Raw genomic sequence first — 25,324 nt, forward strand, 5'->3', positions numbered from 1 at the left:
GGGCCGCACCCCTAGTCGGGTGCGGCCCTTCGTCTCATTCAGGGTGCACACTCTCACTGGACGTTTTGCGCAGTGAGACTAGTCGGAAGGGTTACTGCAGGTGTTGGTGACTGTCGGGCGGATCGGCCGCGCGCACGGGATCAAGGGCGAGGTCGGTATCGACGTGCGCACCGACGAGCCGGACCGCCGGTTCGCCGACGGAGCGACCGTCGTGACCGATGCCAAGGTGTCCCGGACCCTGACCATCGCCTCGAGCCGCTGGCACAGCGGGAAGCTGCTGGTGAAGTTCGCCGAGGTGCCGGACCGGACCGCGGCGGAGCAGCTGCGCAACCTCTTCGTGCAGTGCGAGGTGGCCGAGGACGAGCGCCCCGAGGACCCGGAGGAGTTCTACGACCGCGACCTGATCGGTCTCGCGGTCCGCACCACCGACGGCGCCGAGGTCGGCGAGGTGACCGACGTCGTGCACCTGCCGTCGCAGGACCTCCTGGAGATCCGGCGTACCGCGGGGAACCTGGTGCTGGTCCCGATGGTCGAGGAGCTCGTCCCGGAGATCGACATCGACAAGCGGTACGTCGTCGTGGCGGACCGCCCCGGCCTGCTCGACCCCGAGGGCGCAGAGGTGGTCCAGACCGAGCCGGGGGACTGACATGCGGCTGGACGTCGTCACGATCTTCCCGGAGTACCTGGCTGCCCTCGACGTCTCCCTGGTCGGGAAGGCGGCCAAGAGCGGCCTGCTGGACATCCACCTGCACGACCTGCGCGAGTGGACCCACGACCGCCACCGGACCGTCGACGACACCCCGTACGGCGGGGGAGCGGGCATGGTGATGAAGCCGGAGCCCTGGGGGCAGGCGCTCGACGCGGTCGCCCCCGTGGACGGCCCCACCCAGCCACGGCTGATCGTCCCTACGCCTGCCGGCCGCCCTTTCACCCAGGCGCTGGCGTATGAGCTGGCCGCGGAGCCTTGGCTGGCGTTCGCGTGCGGCCGGTACGAAGGCATCGACGCGCGCGTGGCGTCGTACGCCGGTGAGCGGATGCGCGTCGACGAGGTGTCCATCGGCGACTACGTGCTGAACGGCGGTGAGGTCGCCGTACTCGTCATGGTCGAGGCAGTGGCCCGCCTCCTGCCCGGCGTGATCGGCAACCCGGAATCGCTGGCGGAGGAGTCCCACTCGGGCGACGGCCTGCTCGAGTACCCGGTCTACACGAAGCCGCCGAGCTGGCGCGGGTACGACGTACCTGAGGTCCTGCTGTCCGGGAACCACGGCCTAATCGCCGACTGGCGCCACGACGAGTCGGTACGGCGTACCGCGGAACGCCGGCCGGACCTCCTGGCCGCGTGGGGCGATGTGGTCGCTCAGAAGGACGACACCACCTCAGGGGTCCGCCTGCTGCCCGCAACGGCTGCTGACGCGGGAGAGATCCACGTACTGCAGTTGGCGGCCTTCCTGTCCGAGGCGCAGTTCTACGACGAGTACTCGATCCCGCCGCTGATGGACGACCCGGCCGCGACTGCCGCCCGCCTGGAGCGGGGGACCGTTCTGAAGGCCGTCGCCGGCACCCGCATCGTCGGATCGGTCCAGCTCGTCGTCGACGACGCGGTAGGCATGATCGAGCGCCTGATCGTGGCCCCGGACTGGCAGGGTCGCGGACTCGGTACCCGCTTGCTGCGTGCCGCGGAGCAGATCGCCCCGGCCGAGGTCACGTCGTACGCGCTGACCACGGGCGGGCGGAGCGAGCGCAACCTCGCGCTGTACCGGAAAGCGGGCTACCGGGAGCTCAGCCGGGAGGCCCAGACGCCGAAGGTCGACCTGGTCCTGCTCGGCAAACGCAGACGCCGCAAGTGATCACCCTGCGCGGTCGACGGCACCGGATTTCGTCACCGTGCGGGGCGTGTGGCAAGATTGTCTGTTGCTGCCCTTCGGTGCTCCTGCCACAGGGGGTGACCACCGACCGGCAGCCTTTTGATGACTTCATCACCACCGAGATTCGTGGGTGGCCTGTGGCACGCGCGAGGAAGAGACACCTGATGAGCAACGTCCTGAACGAGCTCGACAACGCGAGCAAGCGTGACGACATCCCCGCCTTCCGCCCCGGTGACACCGTCAAGGTGCACGTCAAGGTCGTCGAGGGCAACCGGTCCCGCGTCCAGGTCTTCCAGGGTGTCGTGATCCGCCGCCAGGGCGGTGGCCTGCAGGAGACCTTCACGGTCCGTAAGGTCAGCTTCGGCGTCGGCGTCGAGCGGACCTTCCCGCTGCACACCCCGATCGTCGAGAAGATCGAGGTCGTGACCCGCGGCGACGTCCGCCGCGCCAAGCTGTACTACCTGCGCGAGCTGCGCGGTAAGGCGGCGAAGATCAAGGAGAAGCGCGAAGTCCCGGCCTCCTGACGCCCGTAACGACGACGGTCACCTATGGCGCCGAGCACTGCGACTCGCGCTCGCCCTCGACCGGTATCCACGAGGGCACGTCGCAGCAAGGGACGTCACCGCAGGCTGAAGCAGCGGAATCCGCTGCTCAGCCTGCTCGTCGAGATGAGCACCGTCACGGTGCTCGCGCTCGTCATCACGGTGGTCCTGCGGCTGTTCGTCGCTGAGGCGTTCTACGTCCCGTCGGAGTCGATGTACGACACCCTGACGAAGGACGACCGGATCCTCGCCGAGAAGATCAGCTACCTGCATCGCGACGTCGACCGCGGTGACATCATCGTCTTCAAGGACCCGGACAACTGGCTGAACGAGGAAGAGGTCAAGCCGGGCACGGTGCGCCGGATCGGTGAGTTCGTCGGCATCCTGCCGCGCAGCGGCGAGGGTCACCTGGTGAAGCGGGTGATCGGCATCGGCGGCGACCGGGTGGTCTGCTGCAACAAGCAGGGCCAGATCACCGTCAACGGCATCCCGCTGGACGAGCGGGAGTATCTCCTGAAGGACGCCAAGCCGTCCGAAATGCCGTTCAACGTGCTGGTTCCGGCGGGTCACCTGTGGGTGATGGGCGACAACCGGGCCGAATCAGCCGACTCCCGCGCCCATATGGGCGGCCCCGGCGGCGGATTCGTCCCGGTCGAGAACGTGGTTGGCCGGGCCTGTTGCGTAATCTGGCCGTCTGACCGGATGACGATGCTGCGTCCTCCGGAAACCTTCAAGAAGCCGGGGCTGAAGAAGTGACCGATACACCGACCAAGACGGACGCCAAACCTGCCCACCGCTCGGGCTTCGCGGCGGCCGCCCGCGAGTTCGTGCTGATCGTGGTCGGTGCCCTGATCGTCTCCTCGATCCTGCGGGCGTTCGTCGGGCAGATGTTCATCATCCCGAGCGAGTCGATGGAGAACACCCTGCTGGTCGGCGACCGGGTCGTGGTGGAGAAGCTCACCGACGTCAAGCGCGGCGACGTGGTCGTGTTCGAGGACCCGGGCGGCTGGCTGGGCGCCGAGGAGAGCGGCCAGAAGCGCGGCTCGATCGGCCGGTTCTTCGAGATCGTCGGCCTGCTGCCGGACTCCAGCCACGGCCACCTGATCAAGCGCCTGATCGGGATGCCCGGCGACAAGGTCGCCTGCTGCGACGCCAAGGGCCGGCTGCTCGTGAACGGTCAGCCGCTCGACGAGACCAATTACCTGTACCCGGGCGACGCCCCGTCCCAGATGGACTTCCAGGTCACCGTCCCGGCCGGCCGGATCTTCGTGATGGGCGACCACCGGTCCGCCTCCGGGGACTCCCGCGTCCATCTGCAGGATCTCGACGCGAACGGCGGCAACCAGGGCGACGCGGCGTTCGTCCCGCTGGACAAGGTCACCGGGCGGGCGATCATGATCGTCTGGCCGGCGGGTCGCTGGGACAAACTCGGCGTACCGGACACCTTCAAGGCGGTCCCGGCTCCCGGCCCGGCGCCGGACAAACCTTCGATATCGCTCACGCCGCCACCCAAGTAACCGTTCTGTCGCCTCGGACGCCTAGGGTGAGTTGTGTGATGCGGAGGGCTGGATGAGCGCGTTACCGCGCGGGAGCACGGTACGGCGGGACGCCGGGCTGTACGGGTACGAGCGGGCCCTGCGCCGCGTCGGCCTGGATCCGATCGCCGGTGTCGACGAGGCCGGTCGTGGACCGTGCGCGGGGCCGCTGGTGGCCGCCGCTGTGATCCTGCCGGAGGGCAAGCGCGGTCAGATCCCGGGGCTGGCCGACTCGAAGCTGCTGACCGCGAAGGCGCGTGAGCGCTGCTACGAAGAGGTCCGCAAGCGTGCCCTGGCCTGGTCGGTGGTGTCCATCGAGGCGGACGAGTGCGATCGGCTCGGCATGCACGTCGCGAACGTGCAGGCGCTCCGCCGGGCGCTGTTCCGGCTCGACGTGCGGCCGTCGTACGTGCTGACCGACGGGTTCGGCGTCGACGGTCTCGGCGTACCGGGCCTGGCGATGTGGAAGGGCGACCGGGTGGCCGCCTGTATCTCTGCCGCGTCAGTGATCGCCAAGGTGACGCGGGATCGCGTGATGGAGCACTGGGACAAGGTGTACCCGCAGTACGGGTTCGGGATCCACAAGGGGTACTGCACCCCTGAACACCAGGCGGCACTGGACGAATACGGCCCGTGCCCACAACATCGACGGCGGTTCGAGAATGTCCGCCGCAGTCTGCGGCCCGTTATGGGACAGAATGTCACCAGTCCCACCGGAGTGGAGAGCCAGTGAGCGAGCGTAGCGAGCGAACCGACAACGCAGCAGTGCACTGCGCTCAGGCCGGAGCCGAGCGTAGCGAGGCGCAGGCATGAGTGCTGACGACCTCGAGAAGTACGAGACCGATATGGAGCTGCAGCTCTATCGGGAGTACAAGGACGTCGTCGGGATCTTCAAGTACGTGGTGGAGACCGAGCGGCGCTTCTACCTGTGCAACGCGGTCGACCTGAAGGTGCGTACCGAGGGCGGTGACGTGTACTTCGAGGTGACGATGGCCGACGCCTGGGTCTGGGACGTGTACCGGTCCGCCCGCTTCGTCAAGAACGCCAAGGTCGTCACCTTCCGCGACGTCAACATCGAAGAGCTCGCCAAGTCCGACCTGGAAGTCCCCAAGGACTCCGACTTCGGCCGCTGAGGTTGTCCACAGTTTCGAACTGAGGGTCCGTAGCGAGGCCTGATCCCGGCATCTTCTCTGCCGGAGGTGGTTCTCGATGCGGACCAGGAACACCGTCGGACGGTACGGCGAAGACCTCGCCGCGAGGTATCTGAGCAGCCACGGTTTCGCCGTGCTCGAGCGCAACTGGCGCTGCGAGTTCGGCGAGATCGACATCGTCGCGCGCGAAGGCGACACACTCGTTGTCTGTGAGGTGAAGACCCGGCGCGGGCTGAACTACGGCACCCCGCTGGAGTCGATCACCTACCGGAAGCTGGCCACGCTCCGGAGGCTGGCCGGCCGCTGGCTGCAGACCCATCAGCTGAGACCGGCCGAGATCCGGATCGACGTCATCTCGATCCTGTTCGACCGCAACACGCCGCCGACCGTGGACCACGTGCGGGGTGCGATCTGATGGCACTCGCCCACACCTGGTCCGTCGCCCTGGTCGGTCTGGAGGGCCATCTGGTCGAGGTCGAGGCCGACATCGCCCAGGGCCTGCCGAAGACGACCCTGATCGGTCTTCCCGACACATCCTTGTCCGAGGCCCGCGACCGGGTCCGCGCCGCCGTGGTGAACAGCGGCGAGCGGTTCCCCGACCGCAAGGTCACGATCGGCCTGTCTCCCGCCACCCTGCCCAAGACCGGCTCCCACTACGACGTCGCCATCGCGTTGTCGCTCCTCACCGCGGCCGGCGCGGTCGATCCCGGCGCCCTTCGCCGGACGGCGATCATCGGCGAACTGGGCCTCGACGGCCGCATCCGCGAGGTCCGCGGCGCGCTCGCGATGACCCTGGCCGCGTCCCGGGCCGGATTCGACCGCATCGTCGTCCCCGACCTCAACGTCGGCGAGGCCAGGTTGGTCCCCGGTATCGAGGTGTACGGCGCTCGCTCGCTACGTCAGGTCCTCGCGTTGCTCCGCGGCACCGAGATCCCCGACGAGGCACCGCCCCGCGCCGAGCCGCGGCTGGTGTCGGAGTCGCTGATCCGGGTGCCGGGCGTCGATCTCGAGGACATCATCGGCCAGCACGAGGGCCGGCGTGCGATCGAGGCCGCTGCCGCGGGCGGTCATCACCTGTTCCTGCACGGCCCACCGGGGTCCGGCAAGACGATGCTCGCCGAGCGCCTGGCCGGGCTGATGCCTGATCTCAGCACCGACGACTCGCTCGAGGTCTCAGCCGTGCACTCCCTCGCCGGTCTGCTCACCAACGATGCCGAGCTGGTCCACCGGCCGCCGTTCATCGCGCCGCACCACACGGCGTCCCTGGCCAGCCTGGTCGGCGGCGGCACGGGTGTGCCGAGACCAGGCGCCATCAGCTGCGCGCACCGCGGCGTCCTCTTCATCGACGAGGCACCCGAGATGCATCCACTGGCTCTCGACAGCCTCCGACAGCCACTCGAATCGGGACTCGTCGAAATCCACCGGTCCGCGGCCGTTGCCAAGTTCCCCGCCCGCTTCATGCTCGTCCTCGCCGCCAACCCCTGCCCCTGCGGCTTGTCCGGCACCAACCAAGGCATCTGCAGCTGCACACCACAGCATCTGGCGCGGTACCGCCAGCGGATCAGCGGCCCGATCAAGGACCGCCTCGACATCCAGCGTCAGATCCTGCCGGCCGCCCGCACCGTCACCGACGGCCAACCTGTGGAGTCGACAGCCGTCGTCGCCGCTCGCGTCCAGGCCGCCCGTGATCGCCAGACGCACCGGTACCGCGAGACCGCCTGGACCCTCAACAGTCAGATCCCCGGCCCGGTCCTGCGCCGCGAACACCCACTCGACGACGCGAGCCAGAAGCTCCTGGAAGACCACTACACCGCCGGCCGCCTCACCGCGCGAGGCTTCGACCGGGTGGTCCGCCTCGCCTGGACCTTGACCGACCTGGCCGGCGCCTCCATCCCGACCGTCGACGAAACCCACGAAGCCTTCCAACTCCGCTCAGGCGAGCCCCTGACCCAACTGGCCGATCTCCGCCCCCTCAAAGGACCCGTCCAATGACCCACACCTACGCACTCGCGACCGAGGGCTCCGGCTCCGGGCGCGGAGCTGATGGCTACGAATCGGTTGCTGGTGGCAACGGGGATGAGGAGCGACTGGCTCGCGCGGGTCTGTCCCGGGTGGTTGAGCCGGGCGACGTCGCAGCCCTAAAGGCCTTCGAAGGCCTGCTCCCGTTGGAGATCTGGGACCGCCTCCAGCACAACGCCCCACACCTGGAGCGCTGGTCGACCAGACTCGCCACGGCCGACCCGCACCGAGATCTCGAGCGAGCCGCGGCCGCGGGCGCGCGGTTCGTGATCCCCGGCGACGACGAATGGCCGGCCGACGTCGAAGTCCTCGACGAAGCCGGTCAGCTGAGCCGCCGAGCCGGCGTACCGTTCGGCCTCTGGGTGCGCGGCCGCGCGGACCTCCGCCAAGCCCTGACCCGGGCTGTCGCCGTCGTCGGCGCACGTGCCTGCTCGTCGTACGGCGAACATGTTGCCGCCGAGCTGTCCGCCGGCCTCGCCGACAACGGTCTGACGATCGTGTCCGGCGGCGCCTACGGCATCGACGCGGCCGCACACCGCGGAGCCCTCGCAGCCGCCGGTACGACGATCGCGGTTCTCGCCTGCGGCGTCGACGTCAGCTACCCGAAACGCAACTCCGCTCTGCTCAGCCGCATCGCCGAGGACGGCCTCGTCGTCACCGAGCTCCCGCCCGGCTGCGCCCCGACCAAGCTCCGCTTCCTCGCCCGCAACCGGCTGATAGCCGCCATCACCCAAGGCACCGTCGTCATCGAAGCCGCAGTACGCAGCGGCGCCCTCAACACCGCCGGCTGGGCCGAACAATGCGGCCGCCCCGTGCTCGCCGTCCCTGGCCCGATCACCTCACGCATGTCCGCCGGCAGCCATCTCCTCGTCCGCGAACGCAACGCCGTCCTGACCACCAACGTCGCCGAAATCATCGAGGCGATCTCGCCCTTCGGCACCAACCTCACCCAACCCCCGAGAGCAACCCGAACCCTCACCGACACTCTCGCCCCCGACCTCCAACGAACCCTGGACGCCGTCCCGGTCCGCACCCCAGCCCCCACCGACCGGATAGCTATCGCAGCAGGCCTTGACCTCCCCACAACCCACCAATCCCTGCAAACCCTCGCCACCCTGACCCTCATCACCCAAACCCCCACTGGCTGGCGCCTAGCAACACCGAGTAGCAACCAGGAACCTGGTGATCGCCACTGATCCACTACGCGCGCAGGATCTTGTCCATCGGCTTGCCCTTCGCGAGTTCGTCGACCAGCTTGTCCAGGTAGCGGATCTTCTGCATCAGCGGGTCGTCGATGTTCTCGACGCGTACGCCGCAGACGACTCCCGTGATCGCCGACGCCTGCGGATTGAGCTCTGCCTCGGCGAAGAAGTCCTCGAAGGTCGTGCCCGCCGCGAGGTGATCCTTCAACGCCGCTGCGCCGAAGCCGGTCAGCCACTCGATGACCTGGTCGAGTTCGGCCTTCGTGCGTCCCTTCTTTTCGACCTTGGTCACGTACAGCGGATACACGGACGCGAAAGTGACGGTGAAGATTCGGCTCATCCCACAAACGTAAGGCTCGCCGGACCTGGTTGCTCAGAGGCCCGCTGGCTCGCGGCGGGTGCTGGCGGCCGCGGCGGCGGCTGCGAGGACCGCTGGGAGGACGAGGGCCAGGTGACCGAGACCGCGGCCCACTTCGCCGTCGACCAGCCAGTGGGCCAGCGAGGTCGCCCAGACGGCGGCGGACCAGGCAAGGGAGAAGATCAACGCCGGTGCGGCGATGCGGCGGGGGAGCGCGGCCGAACTGCCCAGCAACACGACGATCAGAAGGTCCGGCACCAGAAACGGATTGTCCAACCGACGGACCGAGCCGCCGCCGAAGTTGTCGGTCGCGAAGTACGCGGCCATAAACAGCGCAAGAAACCCGGCAACCAGCCGAGCAACAAGAACACCATGCCGACTCATGTCTACACCGTAGACATCAGATCCCACCTTGTCTACAGCGTAGATTTACACCATGACCGACGAGCGGACGGATGACGTGCGAAGGGGTGACGGGCGGGCGGGCGACGTGCGGGCGGGCGACGTGCCGGCGGGTGACGTGCCGGCGGGTGACGAGCGGAAGGGTGACGTGCCGGCGGGTGAGGTGCGGGCGGGCGACGTGCGAGAGGGCGACGAGTGGGTGGGCGACGAGCGGGCGCGTGACGTGCGGAAGCGTGACGAGCGGACGAGTGATGAGCGGGCGGGTCATTTGCGGAAGGGTGATGTGCGGAAGGGCCGGGTGGTTCGGGGGACCTTGTCACCCGGTTCGATCGCGGCGAGCGCGTTGGCGCTTGGTGACCAGGAGGGCCCGGAGGCGATGACGGCGCGGCGCATCGCGGCGTACGTCGGGTGCGACCCGATGACGCTGTACCGGCACTTCGCCAATCTCGTCGCGCTGCTCGACGCTGTCGCTGATCTCGCCGTGGGGGGTGTCGTCCTCCCCGACGACCGAGCGCCGTGGGTGGTGCGACTGCGGGAGACGCTCGCCAACTCGCGGGAGGTGGCCCTTGCGCATCCAGGCATCGCACCCCATATCGCGTCCCGTCCACCGCTCGGGCCGCATGGTCAGCAAATCGGCCGGATCCTGCTCGGCGCGTTGCGGGACGCCGGGCTCAGTGACGAAGACACGGTGGCGACGAGCCAGGTGCTGATCGCGTACCTCTCCAGCTCGCTCGCCATGGCAGTAGCGACCCAGGGGCAACGTGACGATCGCTGGACGGAGGCCGCACACGCCCTTAGAAGCATCGGTCAGAACTCCACCGAACAAATGCCGGCAGCCGGCTCGATCGAACAGTTCACCCTAGGACTCGACCTCCTGGTCGACGGCCTACGCATGCGAACGAACACAGCCCACCTCCCTTCTGCGCCTTGACGAGTTCGGGTGCGCGGAGCGGTTAGCGGCGGATCTGGTAGCGCAGGTGAAGGACTCGGTTGCCCTGGATTACTTCGTCTGGGTCTTCCAGCAGGTGCTGTGCGTCGACTGATCCGAAGTAGCGCTTGCCGGCCCCGAATACGACAGGTACGACGTCCATGCGCACTTCGTCGACCAGCCCGGCGGCCAGCGCCTGGCCGCCGACGTCGCCGGCGGCGATCTCGACGATGCGGTCACCGGCGAGCTCCTGCGCTTTGGCCACGGCTGCCTCGACACCGTCGACGAAGTGGAACGGCGCCTCGGGATCCCAGCCCTCGGGCGCCGGTCGGTGCGTCACGACGACCACGTGGTCGACCCCGGCTGGAGGCGTCCCGTCCCAGCCGTCGGTCAGATCGAAGACGTGGCGGCCGGCGATCGTCACGCCGATCTGGTCCCAGTACGCCCGGGTGTAATCGAAGGACACCTGCGCCACCTTCAGCACGCCGCTCTCGTCCAAGGGGACGTCACCGCTGGTCAACCAGTCGAACAGCGGTCCTGGCTGGTCGTTCTCGTCCGCGAGGAAGCCATCCACCGACACCGAGCTGTACATCACCACCTTGCCCACGGGGCTCTCCTTTGCTTTGGGGTGTCCTCAAATTAGCGTCTCGTGGGCTGTCGCTCTTGTAAGAAATCAATCGGCCGGCAGCGGCCAGTTGTCCAGCGTGTGGCCGGGATGTTCGCGCAGGAACCGCCGCCGGACTTCGACGTACTGGGTCGGCGTGAGCCCGGTGAACTCCCGGAACTCGTGACCGAAGTGGGCCTGGTCGAAGTAGCCCGCGCGAGCGGCGAGGTCGCCCCAGTCGATCGGTCCGGTGGGGTCGATGGCGAGCACGGTGGTGGTGAAACGGTAGGAGCGGGCCAGCCGCTTCGGGGTGACGCCGATGAGCTGCTTGAACCGGTGTGTCAGATGAGTGCTGCTGACACCGGCGGCCGCGGTCAGGTCGCCGACCGCCACCGCTCCACTGGTCGCCGCGATGACGCTGCTCGCGTGGCGAACGAGGCCCAATCCAGCGGTCTCGCGCAGCCGTCGCATCAGCTCCTCTTCGAGCAGCGTCAGCATCTCGCGCGGTCCGGCCGCCATGGCCAGCCGGTCTCCCAGCTCGGCGATGGCGGGCCGGCCCCAGACCTGCTCGATCGTCACTGGCCGATCACACAGCTCGGTCGCGGGCATCCGCACGAACGGCGCCAGCCCCCACGGTTTGAAGTGCACGCCGACGGACCGGGTCCAGGGTGGGTAGCCGAACTCCATTGCGCGCGTGGGTACGGTGACCACGCAACCGTCGGCGTACTCGGCCCTCTCGACGTCGGTGCCGCCGCGGATGCGGAACGGCGCCCCGAGGTTGACGATGAGCAACGCCGACGGACTCGGCGGCAGCATCAGCCAGGCGTACGGCGACGCGCCCTCCAGGTAGTAGAGATCGTCGATCAGCCCGTCCAGCGGCGGCCGCGGCACTCTGGACACGTACTCCATGCCCACAGCATCGCCGATACCAAGCCACTTCCGCAGCGGGGCGGATCAGTTTGAGCGGTCGGGTGGAGGTGGTCAGGAATCGAGAAGCGGAGGGCGGGCCGGCTGCATAGCTTTGTGGGCATGACAACTCTTCACTGTGTGGTTCTCGAAGTGGCCGACGGTGCGTCGGCGGAGCGGTTTCTGGCGGAGGCTTTCGGGCTGACCGAGCAGGTGCGGGTGCGTGAGTCCAGCGAGGAGACGGCCGGGTTCCGTGACTTCACGTTGTCCCTGACGGTGGCTCAGCCGAGTACGGTGAGCAGCCTGTTCGAGACGGCGGTCGACGCCGGCGCGACGGTGGTGAAGCCGGTGACCAAGTCGCTCTGGGGGTACGGCGGCGTTGTGCAGGCACCCGACGGCACGATCTGGAAGGTGGCCACCTCCGCGAAGAAGGACACCGGTCCGGCGACCCGCGAGATCGAGTCCGTCGTTCTGCTGCTCGGATGCGCTGATGTTGCCGTGAGCAAGAAGTTCTACGTGGACCACGGGCTGTCCGTTGCGCGGAGCTTCGGGCGCAAGTACGTCGAGTTCGCCACGACGGGCCCGATCAAGCTGGGTCTGTACGGGCGGAAGGCGCTGGCCAAGGACGCCGGTGTACCGGTCGACGGCAGCGGCTCGCACCGGATCGCCGTGAGCGCGGACGCAGGCACCTTCGTCGACCCGGACGGATTCGTCTGGGAACCGGTGCCGGCAGCGGTTGACGAGGGTCTCCGGGCCTAGCGCCGGCTGTCCCGAAGGGGCGATACAAGTGGTCGCCCCGGGGGTCTTGGGTGGGGTCAGTTGCGCATGTGTTTGCCGCGGGTGGGTTTTTGCGGTTGCTGCTCGGGTGGGGTGCGGATGGCGCGGAGTTCGGTCGGGCGGTCGTGCTCGGCGCGGATGGCCTGGAGGCCGCCGGTGCCAGGGTCGGTGTCGCCGAGGTCGAAGTCCCAGCTGTCCTCGTTGGCGAGGCGGCTGTGCCAGCGGCCGTAGAGGCCGTAGATCGCGATACCGATTACCATCCAGATGCCGAACTTGGTCCAGGTGCTCGTCTTCAGGTTGAGCATCAGCCAGACCGTCGCGGCGAGTGAGAGCAGCGGGATCAGCGGGACCATCGGCACCCGGAAGCCGCGCTCCAGGTTGGGCTCGGAGCGGCGCAGTGTGAGGACGCCGATCGCGCAGAACGCGAAGCAGAACAGGGCTCCGATGACGAGCAGTTCCTCGAGCTCCAGAACCTTCGGGTAGAGCGTGAGGGCCAGCGCGGCGATACCGGCGGCGGCTGCGGCGCGGGCGGGGGAGGAGTACACGCGGCTGACCCGGCCGAGGCTCTTCGGCAGCAGGCCGTCACGACCCATGTTGAACAGCACCCGGCTCTGCGCGATGAGGACCACCATGATCACTGTCATCAACGCCAGCAACGCACCTAGGTTGACCACCTTCGCGGCCCACCCGACCCCGACCGCGGCCAGCGCTTCCGAGACCGGCGCGCCGCCGCCCAGCTGGCCGTACGGGCGCATGCCGACCAGGACGACCGCCATCGCGATGTAGAGGATCGTCACCGCGCCGACGCCGAGCAGCATGCCCTGCGGGACGGTCTTCCGCGGGCTGCGGGCGTCCTCGGACGCGGTCGCGATCAGGTCGAAGCCGATGTAGGCGAACACGATCGTGCTCGCGGCGGTGAAGATGCCCATCGTCCCGAACGAGCCGAACGAGGAGTCCAGGATCCAGCCCAGCAACGTCGGGCTCGCGGTGGCGGGCGCGGCCCGGGCCGGCGGCACGAACGGGTGGTAGTTGTCCATGTTGATGTGCGCGGCGCCGACGATCACCACCAGCAGGATCACCGCGACCTTCGCGATCACGACGACGGTCAGCACGCGGGAGGAGAGCTTGGTGCCGGTCACGATCAGCGCGGTCAGGACGAGCAGCAGCAGCGGGGCCACCAGGTTCAGCTTGGCTTCGGGGCCGAAGAACTGCGCCACCCCGGCGGGCAGCGTCACGCCGAACCCGTCGAGCGTGGCCAGGAAGTACGCCGACCAGACCCGGGCGACGATCGCCGCCGCGGTGACGAGTTCGAGCACGAGCGCCCAGCCGACCAGCCACGCCCACGCTTCGCCGAAGGTGACGTAGCTGAACGTGTACGCGCTACCGGAAACCGGAATGGTCGACGACAGTTCGGCATAACAGGCCGCGGCCAGCAGACAGACGATCGCGGCGATGACGAACGACAGGATCACTGCCGGTCCGGCGACATTCGCCGCCTGGACGCCGCTGATGCTGAAAATGCCGGAGCCGATCATCACGCCCAGGCCGAGTACAACCAGGTCGCGACGACCGAACAAACGCGGCAGACGGTGCCGCGCGTCCTCGACTCGAGTGAACGCCGACTCGACCGGCAGGCGCCGGCCTACGGTCTGTCCGTTCGCTGAGGGGGCCATGGTCAGGGGTGCCTCCGTTGCTACTAGGGCAATCGGGCCGAACAGTAGTCGACCGTTGGGCTATCGACCAGCCCTCCTCTCGTCGGTCCCCGCGCGGTGGCTTGCGATGCAGGGCCACCTCACGCATCGTCGACCTATGACGCCGGACGAAGTCACCGGAAACCGTTCCTGGCCGGAAGGTTTCGCTGTGTTACTGGCTGACTACGAAAGGCATCTGACGGCGGAAAGAGACCTCAGCACTCACTCGGTGAGAGCCTACATCGGAGATGTCGCGGATTTACTCGAACATTTGATTCGGCTTGGTCACGATGATCTGGGGCAGCTGGATATCCGGAGCCTGCGATCGTGGCTGGCGAAACAGCAAAGTCTGGGGAAATCCCGCAGCACGATGGCTCGCCGGGCGACGGCCGCAAGGGTGTTCACGGCCTGGGCGCAGCGGACCGGGCGGATCAGTACTGATCCCGGAGCGTTGCTGGCCAGCCCGAAGGCGCACAAGAGCCTCCCGGGGGTGCTCGGTCAGGCAGACACCCGCGCGGTCCTCGACGCCGCCGCGGTCGCGGCGGACGACGGCAGTCCGGTCGGGCTGCGTGATCTCGCGATCATGGAGTTGCTCTACGCAACCGGAATCCGGGTCGGCGAGCTGTGCGCCCTGGATGTGGACGACGTCGACGACTCGCGACGCGTCGTCAGGGTCTTCGGCAAGGGACGGAAGGAGCGGTCGGTCCCGTACGGCGTACCGGCCGGGCAGGCGCTCGAGCGGTGGCTGGTCGAGGCGCGGCCGAAGCTGGCGCGTGAGGGGAGCGGGCCGGCGGCCTTTCTCGGAGCGCGAGGCGGCCGGATCGACCAGCGGGCCGTACGGCGGATGGTGCACGAGCGGATCGCTGTCGTCGACGCACCGGACCTCGCGCCGCACGGCCTGCGCCATACGGCGGCCACGCATCTACTGGAGGGCGGAGCAGACCTGCGGAGCGTGCAGGAACTCCTGGGGCACGCGTCGCTCGCGACGACCCAGATCTACACCCATGTCTCCACCGACCGTCTCCGCCAGGCCTATCAGCAGGCGCACCCCAGGGCATGATCCAGGGCATGACATGTGCCGGGGATGCGGCGCGTGAGTGCCGGGATGCGGCAGACTGCGGGACATGCGGGTTTCGGCGAAGTCTGACTATGCGTTGCGAGCTCTGATCGAGATCACCCAGCGGTGGGTGGCCGGCGATGCCGCGGTGGTATCGGCCGAGGAACTGAGCCGGGCGCAGGGCATTCCGCACGGGTTCCTGCAGGGCATCCTGGCCGATCTGCGGCGCGCCGGCGTCCTGTCCAGCCAGCGTGGGCAGTCGGGTGGCTGGCGGCTGGCCGTCGACCCGAACGAGATCTCCGTCGCCGACGTGATGCGCGCGGTCGACGGCCCGATCGTCAGCATCTCGGGCGTCCGGCCGGAGAGCGTCAGCTACAACGAGCACGCGGTCGTCCTGCAGCGGGTCTGGATCGCCGCCCGCGCGAGCCTGCGGGACGTCCTCGAGAACACCACGCTGATCGACCTCGCCAAGAACAAGCTCCCAGCCGGTGTCGAGCGCCGCTCCCGCGACGAGGACGCCTGGCAGGCCCGGGTCCCGGGCAGCTGACCGCGTGTTACAGTCGTGGCTTATATAAGCCGCGACTGTAGGAGATGAGCGATGCAGCAGATCAAGACGTTCCTCATGTTCGAGGGCGGCGCCGAGCAGGCGATGACCTTCTACCTGTCGCTGTTCGAGGACGCCGAGGTCGTGTCGATGGTCAAGTACGGCGCCGAGGGGCCGGGCCCCGAGGGATCCGTGATGGTGGCCGTGTTCCAGCTGGCCGGGCAGCAGTTCATGTGCAGCGACAGCTATCAGCGCCATGGCTTCACCTTCACTCCTTCGATGTCGTTGTTCGTGGACTGTGCGGATGAGGCGGAGCTCGACCGGCTGTACGGCGCTCTGGTCGAGGGCGGGGGTGCGTTGATGCCATTGGGTGACTACGGCTTCAGCAAGAAGTTCGGGTGGGTCAACGACCGGTACGGGGTGTCGTGGCAGCTGAACCTGCCGCACGCGTGAGCCCTATTCGCGTCTGATCAGCAGGCCGGCGGTGAGGGTCAGCGCCGCGGTGGCCGCGATGACGAGCTTGGCTGCGCGCCGGTTGCTGTCCGGTGGAACGTCAGGTGCCGAGGCAGGTGGATCGGCCGACCTGACGCGGGGTGCGGCCGCGGTCGGCTGGGTCTGTCCTTCGGTCAGTGGGAGCAGGCGGACGGGGCGGTTGGGGAGCAGGCTCAGGGGGTTGAGGTACTGCTTGCCCTGAAGTAGGCCCCAGTGCAGACAAGATCTGGGCAGGCAGTGCGAGCCCGCGGCGGACAGGCGGCCGATGACGGCGCCGGTCGTGACCGTGGCCCCGACCGAGACCGCGGGGACGACAGGTTCATACGTCGTACGGCGGGGGCCGGTGGTGATCGTGATGACGCCGCGGCCGGCGAGCGCACCGGCGTACGTGATCGTGCCGGGGGTGGCAGCGAGGACGGGTTGGCCGGGGCGGCCGGCGAGGTCGACGCCGCGATGGGCGGGTAGCCAGGGTTTCGTGGGTGGCTCGAAGCCGCGCACGATCTCCGGGCGGGGCTGGAGCGGCCAGGCCGCGGCGGCGGGTGGCGGGGGTGGGGCGGCGAGGGGGAGCAGGGCGAGGTTCATGCCAGGGAAGATGCCGGTTTCGGGGTGGTCGCGGACCGGCGATCCGGGAATTGTGGACAACCTGGCCCGGTTCGCGTTGGGCGCGGGTGGTCCCGTACACTTCCGGTGGCGCCACACCTAGGTGGGGCGACTACGCATGCCCGCACAAGTGTGCGACTCCAGCGGTCCCGGGGCGATCCGGGCGGAGCCGTACGACGGGCATCAGGCACGGTGCGCCATCCCGGCGCGCCGCGAGACAACCGAGAGACGCGCGGACCCGGAAGAGCACCCGGGGAAGCGTGACAGGAGACCTACACAGTCATGGCCGTAGTAACCATGAAGCAGCTGCTCGAGAGCGGCGTGCACTTCGGGCACCAGACCCGGCGCTGGAACCCGAAGATGAAGCGCTACATCCTCACCGAGCGCAACGGCATCTACATCATCGACCTGCAGCAGTCGCTGTCCTACATCGACCGCGCGTACGAGTTCGTCCGCAGCACGGTCGCGTCGGGCGGGGCGATCCTGTTCGTCGGCACCAAGAAGCAGGCCCAGGAAGCGATCGCCGAGCAGGCGACCCGCGTCGGGATGCCGTACGTGAACCAGCGCTGGCTGGGCGGCATGCTGACCAACTTCCAGACGGTGAACAAGCGGCTGCAGCGGCTCAAGGAGCTCGAGCTCATCGACTTCGACGACGTCGCCGCCTCCGGTGTCACCAAGAAGGAGCTGCTGCAGAAGCGTCGCGAGCACGACAAGCTGCTCAAGACCCTCGGCGGTATCCGCGACATGGCCCGGGTTCCGGCCGCCGTGTGGATCGTGGACACCAAGAAAGAGCACCTCGCCGTCGACGAGGCGCGCAAGCTGAAGCTGCCGATCATCGGCATCCTGGACACCAACTGCGACCCGGACGAGGTCGACTACCCGATTCCGGGGAACGACGACGCGATCCGCTCGGTCGGCCTGCTCACGCGGGTCGTCGCCGACGCCGTCGCCGACGGCCTGATGGGCCGCTCCGGCCAGGGCTCCGCCGCCGCCGGCGAGGAGCTGGGCCAGGAAGAGCCGCTGGCCGCCTGGGAGCGCGAGCTGCTGGAGAGCCAGAACGGCGCCGCCGAGGCCAAGACCGCCGAGACCCCTGCCGCTGCTGAGGCTCCGGCTGCCGCTGAGGCTCCGGCTGCCGAGGCGCCGGTTGCTGAGGCTCCGGCTGCTGAGGCTCCGGCCGCCGAGGCGACCGACGCCGCGACCGAGCCGGTCGCGACCGAGGCCGAGGCGAAGGACGACGCCCCGAAGGCCGACGAGGCCTGACAGCCACGGGTGCCGCCCGGTTCATCGCCGGGCGGCACCACCGCTGCGGACGTCCCGGCGAGCCCGGCCAGGCCACTGGCCGCCCGGCCGCCCGGTCCGCGGGTACCGAACAAGCCCCGCCCATCCAGCCGCATCGACAAGACGAGAGAACGAGGAATGGCGAACTACACCGCCGCTGACGTGAAGAAGCTCCGCGACGCCACCGGCGCGGGCATGATGGACGCGAAGAAGGCGCTCGAGACCACCGACGGCGACTTCGAGAAGGCGATCGAGGAGCTGCGCATCCACGGCGCGGCCAAGGCGGCCAAGCGCGGCGCCGAGCGGTCCGCCACCAACGGCCTGGTGGCCGCGGCGGAGAACGCTCTGGTCCAGCTGAACTGCGAGACCGACTTCGTCGCCAAGAACGAGCAGTTCCAGCAGCTCGCCGCCGACATCGTCGCGCACGCCGCGGCGAGCAAGGTCGGCGACGTCGAGGGTCTGCTCAGCGAGAAGCTGACCGACGGCAAGTCGGTCGCCGAGAACATCGAGGCCCTGGCCTCGGTCATCGGCGAGAAGCTGGAGCTCGGCAAGGTGGCCGTCTTCGACGGCAAGGTCACGGCGTACATGCACAAGCGTGCCGCGGACCTGCCGGCCCAGGTCGGCGTCCTGGTCGAGTTCGAGGGCGATGACGTGGAGGCCGCCCGTGGCGCCGCCATGCAGGCCGCCGCGATGCGCCCGCTGTACACCACCCGCGACGAGGTCCCGGCCGAGACGGTCGAGAACGAGAAGCGGATCGCCGAGGCGACCGCCCGCGAGGAGGGCAAGCCGGAAGGCGCCCTGCCGAAGATCGTCGAGGGCCGGGTGAACGGCTTCTTCAAGGACGTCGTGCTGCTCGAGCAGCCGTCGGTCACGGAGAACAAGAAGTCCGTGAAGGCTGTGCTCGACGCCGCCGGCGTCACCGTGAAGCGGTTCGCCCGCTTCGAGGTCGGCGCCTGATCCCGTAGCGGATCTGAGCGCACACGAAGCTAACGAGGAGGCCGGAATCGTGACGGAAACCCTGGGTGCCGAGACGAGTCCGGCCTCTTCGCCTGCCTATCACCGGGTGCTGCTGAAGCTGTCCGGTGAGGTGTTCGGCGGCGGCAAACTCGGCGTCGACCCCGATGTGGTGAACTCGATCGCCAAGCAGATCGCGGATGTGGCGCGGGCCGGCGTCCAGGTCGCCGTGGTGGTCGGCGGCGGGAACTTCTTCCGCGGCGCCGAGCTCCAGCAGCGCGGCATGGAGCGGAACCGGGCCGACTACATGGGCATGCTCGGCACCGTGATGAACTGCCTGGCGCTGCAGGACTTCCTGGAGAAGCTCGGCATCGAGACGCGGGTGCAGACCGCGATCACGATGGGCCAGGTCGCCGAGCCCTACATCCCGCGCAAGGCCGAGCGGCACCTGGAGAAGGGTCGTGTGGTCATCTTCGGCGCCGGCTCCGGTATGCCGTACTTCTCCACCGACACGGTCGCCGCCCAGCGCGCGCTGGAGGTCGGCGCCGAGGCGCTGCTGATGGGCAAGCAGGGTGTTGACGGTGTCTACGACTCCGACCCGAAGAAGAACCCGGACGCGGTGAAGTTCGACCAGTTGTCGTACGACGACTTCCTGGCCCGCGGGCTCCGGGTCGCCGACGCGACCGCGATCAGCCTGGCCCGAGACAACGCGCTGCCGATCGTGATCTTCGGTCTCGACGAGGGCAACATCGCCCGGGTGATCCACGGCGAGAAGATCGGTACGGTCGTCTCCCGGGGGCAATAACCGGCGGTGGAGCGGCGTACCACTAGGATCGGTTGTCACAAGGCGCAGTAGGAGTGGCCGCATCGGCGCGGCCCAGAGGAAGCGAGGAATGTCGTGATCGACGAAGCTCTCCGCGATGCCGAGCAGAAGATGTCGAAGGCCGTGGAGGTTGCGAAGGACGACTTCGCCGCGATCCGCACCGGCCGGGCGCACCCGCAGATGTTCGCCGGCATTCTGGCCGACTACTACGGCAGCCCGACTCCCCTGCAGCAGCTGGCCGGTTTCCAGGTGCCGGAGCCGCGCACCGTGCTGATCTCGCCGTACGACAAGGGCGCGATGGCGGCGATCGAGAAGGCGATCCGCGACTCGGACCTGGGTGTGAACCCGGGTAACGACGGCGCCGTGATCCGCGTGGTGATGCCGCAGCTGACCGAGGAACGCCGCAAGGAGTACATCAAGCTTGCGAAGACCAAGGCCGAGGAGGCCAAGGTCTCGATGCGGAACATCCGCCGGCACGCGATGGACCAGGTGCACAAGACCGTCAAGGACGGCGAGGCGGGCGAGGACGAGGGCAAGAGTGCTGAGAAGCGGCTCGACGGGTTGACGAAGAAGTACGTCGATTCCGTCGATGACCTGCTCAAGCACAAGGAAGCCGAACTGCTCGAGGTGTGATGGGCGTCGAAAGCACGCCCGCGGCGAGTCCCAGCCCGAGCCGCGCCGGGCGCAATCTGCCCGCGGCGATCGCGGTCGGGGTCGGGCTCGGCGCGCTGATCCTCGGATCGCTGTACTGGCAGAAGGTCCTGTTCACCGTCCTGGTGCTGGCCGTCGTGCTGGTCGCCGTCGACGAGATGATCAAGGCGCTGCGCACCGGCGGGGCGGTGATCCCGAGGATCCCGCTGTTCGCCGGTACGACGGCGATGCTGGTGGCGGCGTACTTCGGTGGGCCGATGGCGTTGCTGGTCGCGCTCGGGGTCACCGTGCTCGGCACGATCTTCTGGCGGATGCCGGGCGGGTCGATCGGGTTCGTCCGGGACGTGAGCGCCGGGGTGTTCCTGATCGGCTACGTGCCGCTGCTGGCCGGGTTCGCGATCCTGCTGGTGCAGCCGGACGCGGACGGTCCCGGGCGAGTGGTCACGTTCTTCGTGGTCGTGGTCGCCAGTGACGTCGGCGGGTATGCGGCCGGTGTGCTGTTCGGCAAGCACCCGATGGCGCCGACGATCAGCCCGAAGAAGTCCTGGGAGGGCTTCGCCGGCTCGACGCTCGCGTGTATCGGCGCCGGGATCGCCGCGGTCGTGTTCCTGCTGGACGGGAACTGGTGGGTCGGAGCGATCGTCGGTGCCGTCGCCGTGCTGACCGCGACGGTCGGTGACCTCGGCGAGTCGATGATCAAGCGCGACCTGGGGATCAAGGACATGTCGAACCTGCTACCTGGTCACGGCGGTGTCATGGACCGCCTCGACTCACTGCTCGCGACTGCGCCGATCGTCTGGCTCCTCCTGCACCTGTTGGTGAAGGCATGACGGTCGCACCGGACGGACGCTCCATGGTCGGCGATGTCGTGCGCCTGGACCGGCTGCAGGCGTCCGATATCGACGAGCTGTACGCCGCGATCGGCAACGAGCAGGTGTACGCCGGCGGCTTCGGTGGCGGCCCCGCGGCGATGCCGGCCAGCGCGGAGGACATGCGCGCGAAGTGGATTCCGGCCGCGGCCAAGCGGTTCGCGTACGTCGTCCGACTGGTGGCCGACGGCACCGTCGTCGGTACGTCGAGCCTCGCGGACGTTGACGTGGCCAACGAGCGGATCCACCTCGGCTACACCGGCTACGCGCCCGCGGTGTGGGGGACCGCGGTCAATCCGGCGACCAAGCTGCTCCTGCTCGAGCATGCCTTCGAGGTGTGCGGGTTCGGCCGGGTGAAGATCCAGACCGGCTCGAAGAACACTCGGTCGCAGGCCGCGATCGCGAAGCTCGGGGCGACCCGCGAGGGCGTGCTGCGACGGCACATGCGGACGGCTGACGGCTCGTTCCGGGACACGGTGGTGTTCTCGATCCTGGCCGACGAGTGGCCCGATGTCCGGAAGCGGCTCGAGGACCGAATCAGCCGGTGAGCTTCGCCAGCGCCGCGTAGGTCGTCAGGAGCGCGGCGCGGTCGTACGTGTTCGTGGTGATCAGGAGTTCGTCGGCCGCGGTACGGCGTACCAGGCTGTCGAGCTCATGGTCGACCTCGGCGGGCGTGCCGTAGATCTGGCCGCGGAGCGCGTTCTCGAAGAACTCCTGCTCGCGGGCGGTCATCTCATCCGGTACGTCGGGCTGCAGCGGCGGGAACACGCCCCGCGTCCGCGAGTACGCACTGGCCCATGCCTCCGGCAACAAGAGCTCGCGCGCTGCCTCGGTGGAGTCGGCTACCGCGGCGGTGACCGCGAGGATGACGTAGGGCTCCGATGCCCACGCAGACGGCCGGAACGTGCTCCGGTAGTCCTCGAGCAGGTCGGCCGAGTCCGGGCGAGCCGCCAGCACCACGGGCAGGCCCAGCGCCGCCGCGATCGTCGCGCCTTCGCCGACCGCGAGGATGAACGGCGGGATTCGCAGTCCCTCGCCCGGTCGCGCATGAACCTGGTCAGTAGAAGTGCCCGCGAGATAGTCCAAGAGCTCGCGAACCTGTGTGGCGAACTCGTCGGCGGCATCCTTCGAGACACCGAGCGCCCGCCGTACGCCGTTGGTGAAGCCGACCGATCGGCCGAGGCCCATGTCGATACGGCCGGGGTACAACGACTCCAGTACGCCGAACTGCTCCGCCACGACCAATGGCCTGTGGTTCGGCAGCATGACCCCGCCCGTGCCGACGCGGATCCGATCGGTGCGGGCGGCAACAGCCGCAGCCAGCACCGTCGGCGCGGAGCCGACCACTCCTGGCACGCTGTGGTGCTCCGAGACCCAGAAACGCTTGTAGCCAAGCTCTTCCACCTGCTGCGCCAGCTCCACGGTCGCGCGCAGTGTCTCCGCCTCTGACTCGCCTACTCGCGTCCGGGAGCGGTCCAGGACTGACAGCGGGACGGAAAGCATGCAGAGTCCAACGGCCCTGCCGGAGCGCTCATTCCCCGAGCAGCAGCCTCAGGTCGTCCCGGAAACGGTCAGCCGAGGGCAGGGGAGCGAGGAACTCCCGCTCGACCTCCAGCCGGATCCGCTCCGCGGTCTCGAAGGTGGACTCGCCCAGCGACGTCAGGACGACGACGTTCCGGCGGCGGTCCTCCGGGCTGCGCCGGCGTTCGACGAAGCCGCGTTCCTCGAGCCCGTCCAGCAGGTCGCCGATCGATGTCCGGTCGACTCGCAGCCGCGCGGCGACCTCGAGCTGCGACAGCGGCTCACCGGACACGATCGCGGCCAGCACCGCCAGGTCGCGCCCGTTCAGGCCGTGCGGCGCCAAGGCGGTCGTCTGCGCCTCGGTGAGCTGCGCGAGGACGTGTTTGAGCAGGTACCCGAGCCGGTCAGACATACCGTAAATCTACCGGCTGGCTGATCGTCAGGAGAGCTGATCATCAGTTACCCTGATGATTATGGAACCGACCTTCGGTCTGAAGACCACTCCGATGCACGTCCCGTACGCCGAGATCCGCCGCGTCTGGCTCGAGGCCGACGAAGAGCCGCAGATCCGCGACGCCTGGCTCTGGGACCACTTCCTCCCGCTCGCCGGCCCGAAGGACGGCGACGTACTCGAGGGCTGGACCCTGCTCACCGCGCTCGCCGCCCAAACGGCGAGACTCCGCCTCGGTCTGCTCGTCACCAGCAACCGGATCCGCCCGCCGGCCGTGCTCGGCAAGATCGCCAGCACCCTCGATGTGATCTCCGGCGGCCGCCTGATCATGGGCCTCGGCGCCGGCGGCACCCATCAACCGGCCGGCCTGAGTGGCATCCCGGGCCCGAATCCGGCGATCGAGGAGTACGCCGCCTACGGGCTGACGCTCGTCCCGCCGGGGGAGGGGGTCGACCGGCTGCGCGAGACGATTGAGATCCTGCGCCGGATGTGGACCGAGGACGAGTTCGACTTCCACGGCAAGTACTGCACGCTCGAACGCACCCGCAACGCGCCGAAGCCGGTCCAGAAAGGCGGCCCACCGCTGCTGATCGGCGGCTGGGGCAACCGCATGCTGCGGCTCGTCGCGGAGCACGCCGACACCTGGAACATCAGCGGACCGCCGCATGTCGACCTCGACACCCTCGCGGATCGAGTACGCCGCCTGGACGCGGAATGCGAGCTGATCGGGCGGGACCCGTCGACGATCAGCCGCTCACTGCAGCAGATCGTCTCGTACGACGACCCGGCCGGGACCCGTGAGATCGTCCGGAAGGCCGTTGCGCTCGGCTTCGATCACATCGTGCTGTCGCTGCCCCGCCCGTACCCGGAGCACGCCGTGCGCTGGCTGGTCCGCGAAATCATCGACCCTTTCCACTGAGATGGAAACGGGTGGTGATTTTTTCACCACGACTCAGCGCATTGTGTCAGGATCAAACACAGGACGACCCGCCCCGGTCGTCGAGTGAGGAGCTGACATGACCCTTACGACGAAGTTCAAGGCCGCTCTGAGCGGTCTCGCCCTCATCACGGCCGCAGTCCTCCCGGTGGGCGCGGCCACCGCCGTACCGCAGACCGTGTCCGCGGAAGCGGTCGCAGCGGCCAAGCCGGTCCCGACGCTCGGCTACTCGACGCAGACCGTCAAGACGCTGAACATCGACTTCCAGTACCAGCAGACCGGCTACTGGTGCGGCCCGGCAGCGACCCGGATCGCGCTCTCGGCCCGGATCTCGCCGCCGAGCCAGCAGCAACTCGCCAACGAGTTGCCGACCACAACGAACGGCACCGACTGGATCGGTCAGGTCACCCGGGTGCTCAACAACCACCTCGGCACCGGCTGGTACGAGACCAAGGAGATGCCGAACGACCCACCCACCCAGGCGCAGCGGGACCTGCTCTGGCGGGACGTCGTTCTCGACATCAACAACAACTACCCGATCGTCGCCAACATCGTCGCCCCGGCCAGCAACCACCCGCCGGGCTACCCGAACTACACGATCTACCACTACTTCACGGTGATCGGGTACGACGACAGCGACCAGACCGTCCTGATCGCGGACCCAGCCGGCTTCGCCCCCACAGCGACGTACTGGCTCACCTTCAACCAGCTGGCCACCCTGATCCCACCCAAGGGCTACTCGGCCTGAGCACTTTGAGAAGCCACCGATCATTTTGCCGCCCCGAGAATGGTCGGTGGCTTCTCAAAGTTGGGAGTGGCGGGTCAGCGATACTGGTGCGTGTGAGTCGAGCGCCGCGGTTGGAGATCGAGTACTGCACGCAGTGCCGGTGGTTGATGCGGGCGGCGTGGACCGCCCAGGAGTTGCTGACCACGTTCCCGAAGGAGCTGGGCGAGGTGGCGCTCGTTCCGGGCACCGGGGGAGTGTTCGACGTCAGCCTCGACGGGGAGCTGCTGTGGTCGCGGAAGGCGGAGGGCGGATTCGCCGAGGTTCCGTTGCTGAAGCAGATGGTCCGCGACCGGATCGCGCCGGACCGCAAGCTCGGCCACTCGGACCGCAAGGAGAGTGATCCGCAGCACGCCGGGGATGTGAATTTGTGAAGCGCCGTA

The 25,324-nt window shown here is 68.5% G+C and carries 32 protein-coding genes; 24 read left to right on the forward strand and 8 right to left on the reverse strand.

Going from position 1 to position 25,324, the window contains the following annotated elements:
• The first annotated feature begins 100 nt into the window (after positions 1-100).
• From rimM to dprA, 10 genes are all read left to right on the forward strand, one after another.
• Complete coding sequence (gene rimM / locus E0H92_RS30720; protein WP_131498704.1) at positions 101-646, forward strand: ribosome maturation factor RimM; 546 nt, start codon at positions 101-103, stop codon at positions 644-646.
• Position 647: 1 nt separating this feature from the next.
• A complete protein-coding gene (gene trmD / locus E0H92_RS30725) occupies positions 648-1,847 on the forward strand; it encodes a tRNA (guanosine(37)-N1)-methyltransferase TrmD (protein WP_131498705.1) in 1,200 nt (399 codons plus the stop codon).
• A gap of 182 nt (positions 1,848-2,029) precedes the next feature.
• Positions 2,030-2,389 carry a 50S ribosomal protein L19 gene (gene rplS / locus E0H92_RS30730; protein ID WP_131291903.1) on the forward strand — a complete coding sequence of 120 codons (360 nt, stop codon included), beginning with the start codon at positions 2,030-2,032 and terminating at the stop codon, positions 2,387-2,389.
• Positions 2,390-2,533: 144 nt separating this feature from the next.
• Entirely contained in the window at positions 2,534-3,163 is a 630-nt protein-coding gene (gene lepB / locus E0H92_RS30735; protein ID WP_238152915.1) for a signal peptidase I, read from the forward strand.
• A complete protein-coding gene (gene lepB / locus E0H92_RS30740; RefSeq protein WP_131464024.1) occupies positions 3,160-3,924 on the forward strand; it encodes a signal peptidase I in 765 nt (254 codons plus the stop codon). Before lepB (E0H92_RS30735) ends, lepB (E0H92_RS30740) begins: the two co-directional genes overlap by 4 nt.
• A gap of 52 nt (positions 3,925-3,976) precedes the next feature.
• Complete coding sequence (locus E0H92_RS30745) at positions 3,977-4,675, forward strand: ribonuclease HII (RefSeq protein WP_131498706.1); 699 nt, start codon at positions 3,977-3,979, stop codon at positions 4,673-4,675.
• A 76-nt stretch (positions 4,676-4,751) separates the two neighbouring features.
• Complete coding sequence (locus E0H92_RS30750; RefSeq protein WP_012922325.1) at positions 4,752-5,075, forward strand: DUF2469 domain-containing protein; 324 nt, start codon at positions 4,752-4,754, stop codon at positions 5,073-5,075.
• Between the two features lie 76 nt (positions 5,076-5,151).
• Positions 5,152-5,508: a YraN family protein gene (locus tag E0H92_RS30755; RefSeq protein WP_131464028.1), complete on the forward strand. Its 357-nt coding sequence runs from the start codon at positions 5,152-5,154 to the stop codon at positions 5,506-5,508.
• On the forward strand, positions 5,508-7,085 hold the full coding sequence (locus tag E0H92_RS30760; protein WP_131498707.1) for a YifB family Mg chelatase-like AAA ATPase: 1,578 nt from the start codon (positions 5,508-5,510) through the stop codon (positions 7,083-7,085). Before E0H92_RS30755 ends, E0H92_RS30760 begins: the two co-directional genes overlap by 1 nt.
• Complete coding sequence (gene dprA, locus E0H92_RS30765) at positions 7,082-8,308, forward strand: DNA-processing protein DprA (protein ID WP_131498708.1); 1,227 nt, start codon at positions 7,082-7,084, stop codon at positions 8,306-8,308. Before E0H92_RS30760 ends, dprA begins: the two co-directional genes overlap by 4 nt.
• A 4-nt stretch (positions 8,309-8,312) precedes the next feature.
• Here dprA and E0H92_RS30770 read toward each other — a convergent pair whose 3' ends face one another.
• Both E0H92_RS30770 and E0H92_RS30775 read right to left on the reverse strand, forming a co-directional pair.
• Positions 8,313-8,654 (reverse strand): DUF2200 domain-containing protein, encoded by a 342-nt coding sequence (locus E0H92_RS30770; protein WP_131498709.1) that lies wholly within the window; start codon positions 8,652-8,654, stop codon positions 8,313-8,315.
• Positions 8,655-8,687: 33 nt separating this feature from the next.
• Positions 8,688-9,056, reverse strand: a complete 369-nt coding sequence (locus tag E0H92_RS30775; protein WP_131464036.1) for a hypothetical protein — start codon at positions 9,054-9,056, stop codon at positions 8,688-8,690.
• Between the two features lie 52 nt (positions 9,057-9,108).
• Between E0H92_RS30775 and E0H92_RS30780 the strand changes: the two genes are divergently transcribed.
• Complete coding sequence (locus tag E0H92_RS30780) at positions 9,109-10,005, forward strand: TetR/AcrR family transcriptional regulator (RefSeq protein ID WP_131498710.1); 897 nt, start codon at positions 9,109-9,111, stop codon at positions 10,003-10,005.
• 22 nt (positions 10,006-10,027) lie between these two features.
• Here E0H92_RS30780 and E0H92_RS30785 read toward each other — a convergent pair whose 3' ends face one another.
• Both E0H92_RS30785 and E0H92_RS30790 read right to left on the reverse strand, forming a co-directional pair.
• Entirely contained in the window at positions 10,028-10,609 is a 582-nt protein-coding gene (locus E0H92_RS30785) for a dihydrofolate reductase family protein (protein ID WP_131498711.1), read from the reverse strand.
• 66 nt (positions 10,610-10,675) lie between these two features.
• Complete coding sequence (locus tag E0H92_RS30790; protein ID WP_238173669.1) at positions 10,676-11,515, reverse strand: helix-turn-helix domain-containing protein; 840 nt, start codon at positions 11,513-11,515, stop codon at positions 10,676-10,678.
• A 120-nt stretch (positions 11,516-11,635) separates the two neighbouring features.
• Between E0H92_RS30790 and E0H92_RS30795 the strand changes: the two genes are divergently transcribed.
• Positions 11,636-12,271, forward strand: coding sequence for a VOC family protein (locus E0H92_RS30795; protein ID WP_131498712.1), 636 nt, complete (start codon positions 11,636-11,638; stop codon positions 12,269-12,271).
• Between the two features lie 56 nt (positions 12,272-12,327).
• Here the strand turns inward: E0H92_RS30795 and E0H92_RS30800 are convergent, their stop codons facing one another.
• Positions 12,328-13,962, reverse strand: coding sequence for an APC family permease (locus tag E0H92_RS30800; RefSeq protein ID WP_131464044.1), 1,635 nt, complete (start codon positions 13,960-13,962; stop codon positions 12,328-12,330).
• Between the two features lie 136 nt (positions 13,963-14,098).
• Between E0H92_RS30800 and E0H92_RS30805 the strand changes: the two genes are divergently transcribed.
• The 3 genes from E0H92_RS30805 to E0H92_RS30815 all read left to right on the forward strand — a co-directional run bounded on the left by E0H92_RS30805 (position 14,099) and on the right by E0H92_RS30815 (position 16,034).
• On the forward strand, positions 14,099-15,040 hold the full coding sequence (locus tag E0H92_RS30805; RefSeq protein WP_131464046.1) for a tyrosine recombinase XerC: 942 nt from the start codon (positions 14,099-14,101) through the stop codon (positions 15,038-15,040).
• 64 nt (positions 15,041-15,104) lie between these two features.
• The gene (locus E0H92_RS30810) at positions 15,105-15,584 is read left to right on the forward strand and encodes an RrF2 family transcriptional regulator (protein WP_131291929.1); all 480 of its coding nucleotides are present in this window, start codon (positions 15,105-15,107) and stop codon (positions 15,582-15,584) included.
• Positions 15,585-15,635: 51 nt separating this feature from the next.
• Positions 15,636-16,034 carry a VOC family protein gene (locus E0H92_RS30815; protein ID WP_131498713.1) on the forward strand — a complete coding sequence of 133 codons (399 nt, stop codon included), beginning with the start codon at positions 15,636-15,638 and terminating at the stop codon, positions 16,032-16,034.
• Between the two features lie 3 nt (positions 16,035-16,037).
• Here the strand turns inward: E0H92_RS30815 and E0H92_RS30820 are convergent, their stop codons facing one another.
• Positions 16,038-16,655: a murein hydrolase activator EnvC family protein gene (locus E0H92_RS30820; protein ID WP_131498714.1), complete on the reverse strand. Its 618-nt coding sequence runs from the start codon at positions 16,653-16,655 to the stop codon at positions 16,038-16,040.
• 300 nt (positions 16,656-16,955) lie between these two features.
• On the opposite strand from E0H92_RS30820, the gene rpsB reads away from it, so the two are divergent.
• The 6 genes from rpsB to E0H92_RS30850 all read left to right on the forward strand — a co-directional run bounded on the left by rpsB (position 16,956) and on the right by E0H92_RS30850 (position 21,796).
• Positions 16,956-17,933, forward strand: coding sequence for a 30S ribosomal protein S2 (gene rpsB, locus E0H92_RS30825; protein ID WP_131498715.1), 978 nt, complete (start codon positions 16,956-16,958; stop codon positions 17,931-17,933).
• Positions 17,934-18,089: 156 nt separating this feature from the next.
• Positions 18,090-18,908, forward strand: a complete 819-nt coding sequence (tsf, locus tag E0H92_RS30830; RefSeq protein ID WP_131464054.1) for a translation elongation factor Ts — start codon at positions 18,090-18,092, stop codon at positions 18,906-18,908.
• A gap of 49 nt (positions 18,909-18,957) precedes the next feature.
• Positions 18,958-19,710 carry a UMP kinase gene (pyrH, locus tag E0H92_RS30835; protein ID WP_131291939.1) on the forward strand — a complete coding sequence of 251 codons (753 nt, stop codon included), beginning with the start codon at positions 18,958-18,960 and terminating at the stop codon, positions 19,708-19,710.
• Between the two features lie 96 nt (positions 19,711-19,806).
• On the forward strand, positions 19,807-20,361 hold the full coding sequence (gene frr, locus E0H92_RS30840) for a ribosome recycling factor (protein WP_202868295.1): 555 nt from the start codon (positions 19,807-19,809) through the stop codon (positions 20,359-20,361).
• The gene (locus E0H92_RS30845; protein WP_131464056.1) at positions 20,361-21,209 is read left to right on the forward strand and encodes a phosphatidate cytidylyltransferase; all 849 of its coding nucleotides are present in this window, start codon (positions 20,361-20,363) and stop codon (positions 21,207-21,209) included. The genes frr and E0H92_RS30845 overlap by 1 nt, the downstream gene beginning before the upstream one ends.
• Positions 21,206-21,796 carry a GNAT family N-acetyltransferase gene (locus E0H92_RS30850; protein WP_131498716.1) on the forward strand — a complete coding sequence of 197 codons (591 nt, stop codon included), beginning with the start codon at positions 21,206-21,208 and terminating at the stop codon, positions 21,794-21,796. The genes E0H92_RS30845 and E0H92_RS30850 overlap by 4 nt, the downstream gene beginning before the upstream one ends.
• Here E0H92_RS30850 and E0H92_RS30855 read toward each other — a convergent pair.
• The gene (locus tag E0H92_RS30855; protein WP_131498717.1) at positions 21,786-22,751 is read right to left on the reverse strand and encodes an LLM class flavin-dependent oxidoreductase; all 966 of its coding nucleotides are present in this window, start codon (positions 22,749-22,751) and stop codon (positions 21,786-21,788) included. The genes E0H92_RS30850 and E0H92_RS30855 overlap by 11 nt on opposite strands.
• 28 nt (positions 22,752-22,779) lie before the next feature.
• Entirely contained in the window at positions 22,780-23,181 is a 402-nt protein-coding gene (locus tag E0H92_RS30860; RefSeq protein WP_131291950.1) for a MarR family winged helix-turn-helix transcriptional regulator, read from the reverse strand.
• A 61-nt stretch (positions 23,182-23,242) separates the two neighbouring features.
• Here E0H92_RS30860 and E0H92_RS30865 point away from each other — a divergent pair, with 61 nt between their 5' ends.
• The 3 genes from E0H92_RS30865 to E0H92_RS30875 all read left to right on the forward strand — a co-directional run bounded on the left by E0H92_RS30865 (position 23,243) and on the right by E0H92_RS30875 (position 25,315).
• Positions 23,243-24,139 carry an LLM class flavin-dependent oxidoreductase gene (locus tag E0H92_RS30865; RefSeq protein WP_238173670.1) on the forward strand — a complete coding sequence of 299 codons (897 nt, stop codon included), beginning with the start codon at positions 23,243-23,245 and terminating at the stop codon, positions 24,137-24,139.
• Positions 24,140-24,236: 97 nt separating this feature from the next.
• Positions 24,237-24,905: a C39 family peptidase gene (locus tag E0H92_RS30870; protein ID WP_131498718.1), complete on the forward strand. Its 669-nt coding sequence runs from the start codon at positions 24,237-24,239 to the stop codon at positions 24,903-24,905.
• 92 nt (positions 24,906-24,997) lie between these two features.
• Entirely contained in the window at positions 24,998-25,315 is a 318-nt protein-coding gene (locus E0H92_RS30875) for an Rdx family protein (RefSeq protein ID WP_131498719.1), read from the forward strand.
• Positions 25,316-25,324: the final 9 nt, after the last annotated feature.

The sequence above is a fragment of the Kribbella speibonae genome, from assembly GCF_004331375.1.
Classification (GTDB): domain Bacteria; phylum Actinomycetota; class Actinomycetes; order Propionibacteriales; family Kribbellaceae; genus Kribbella; species Kribbella sindirgiensis.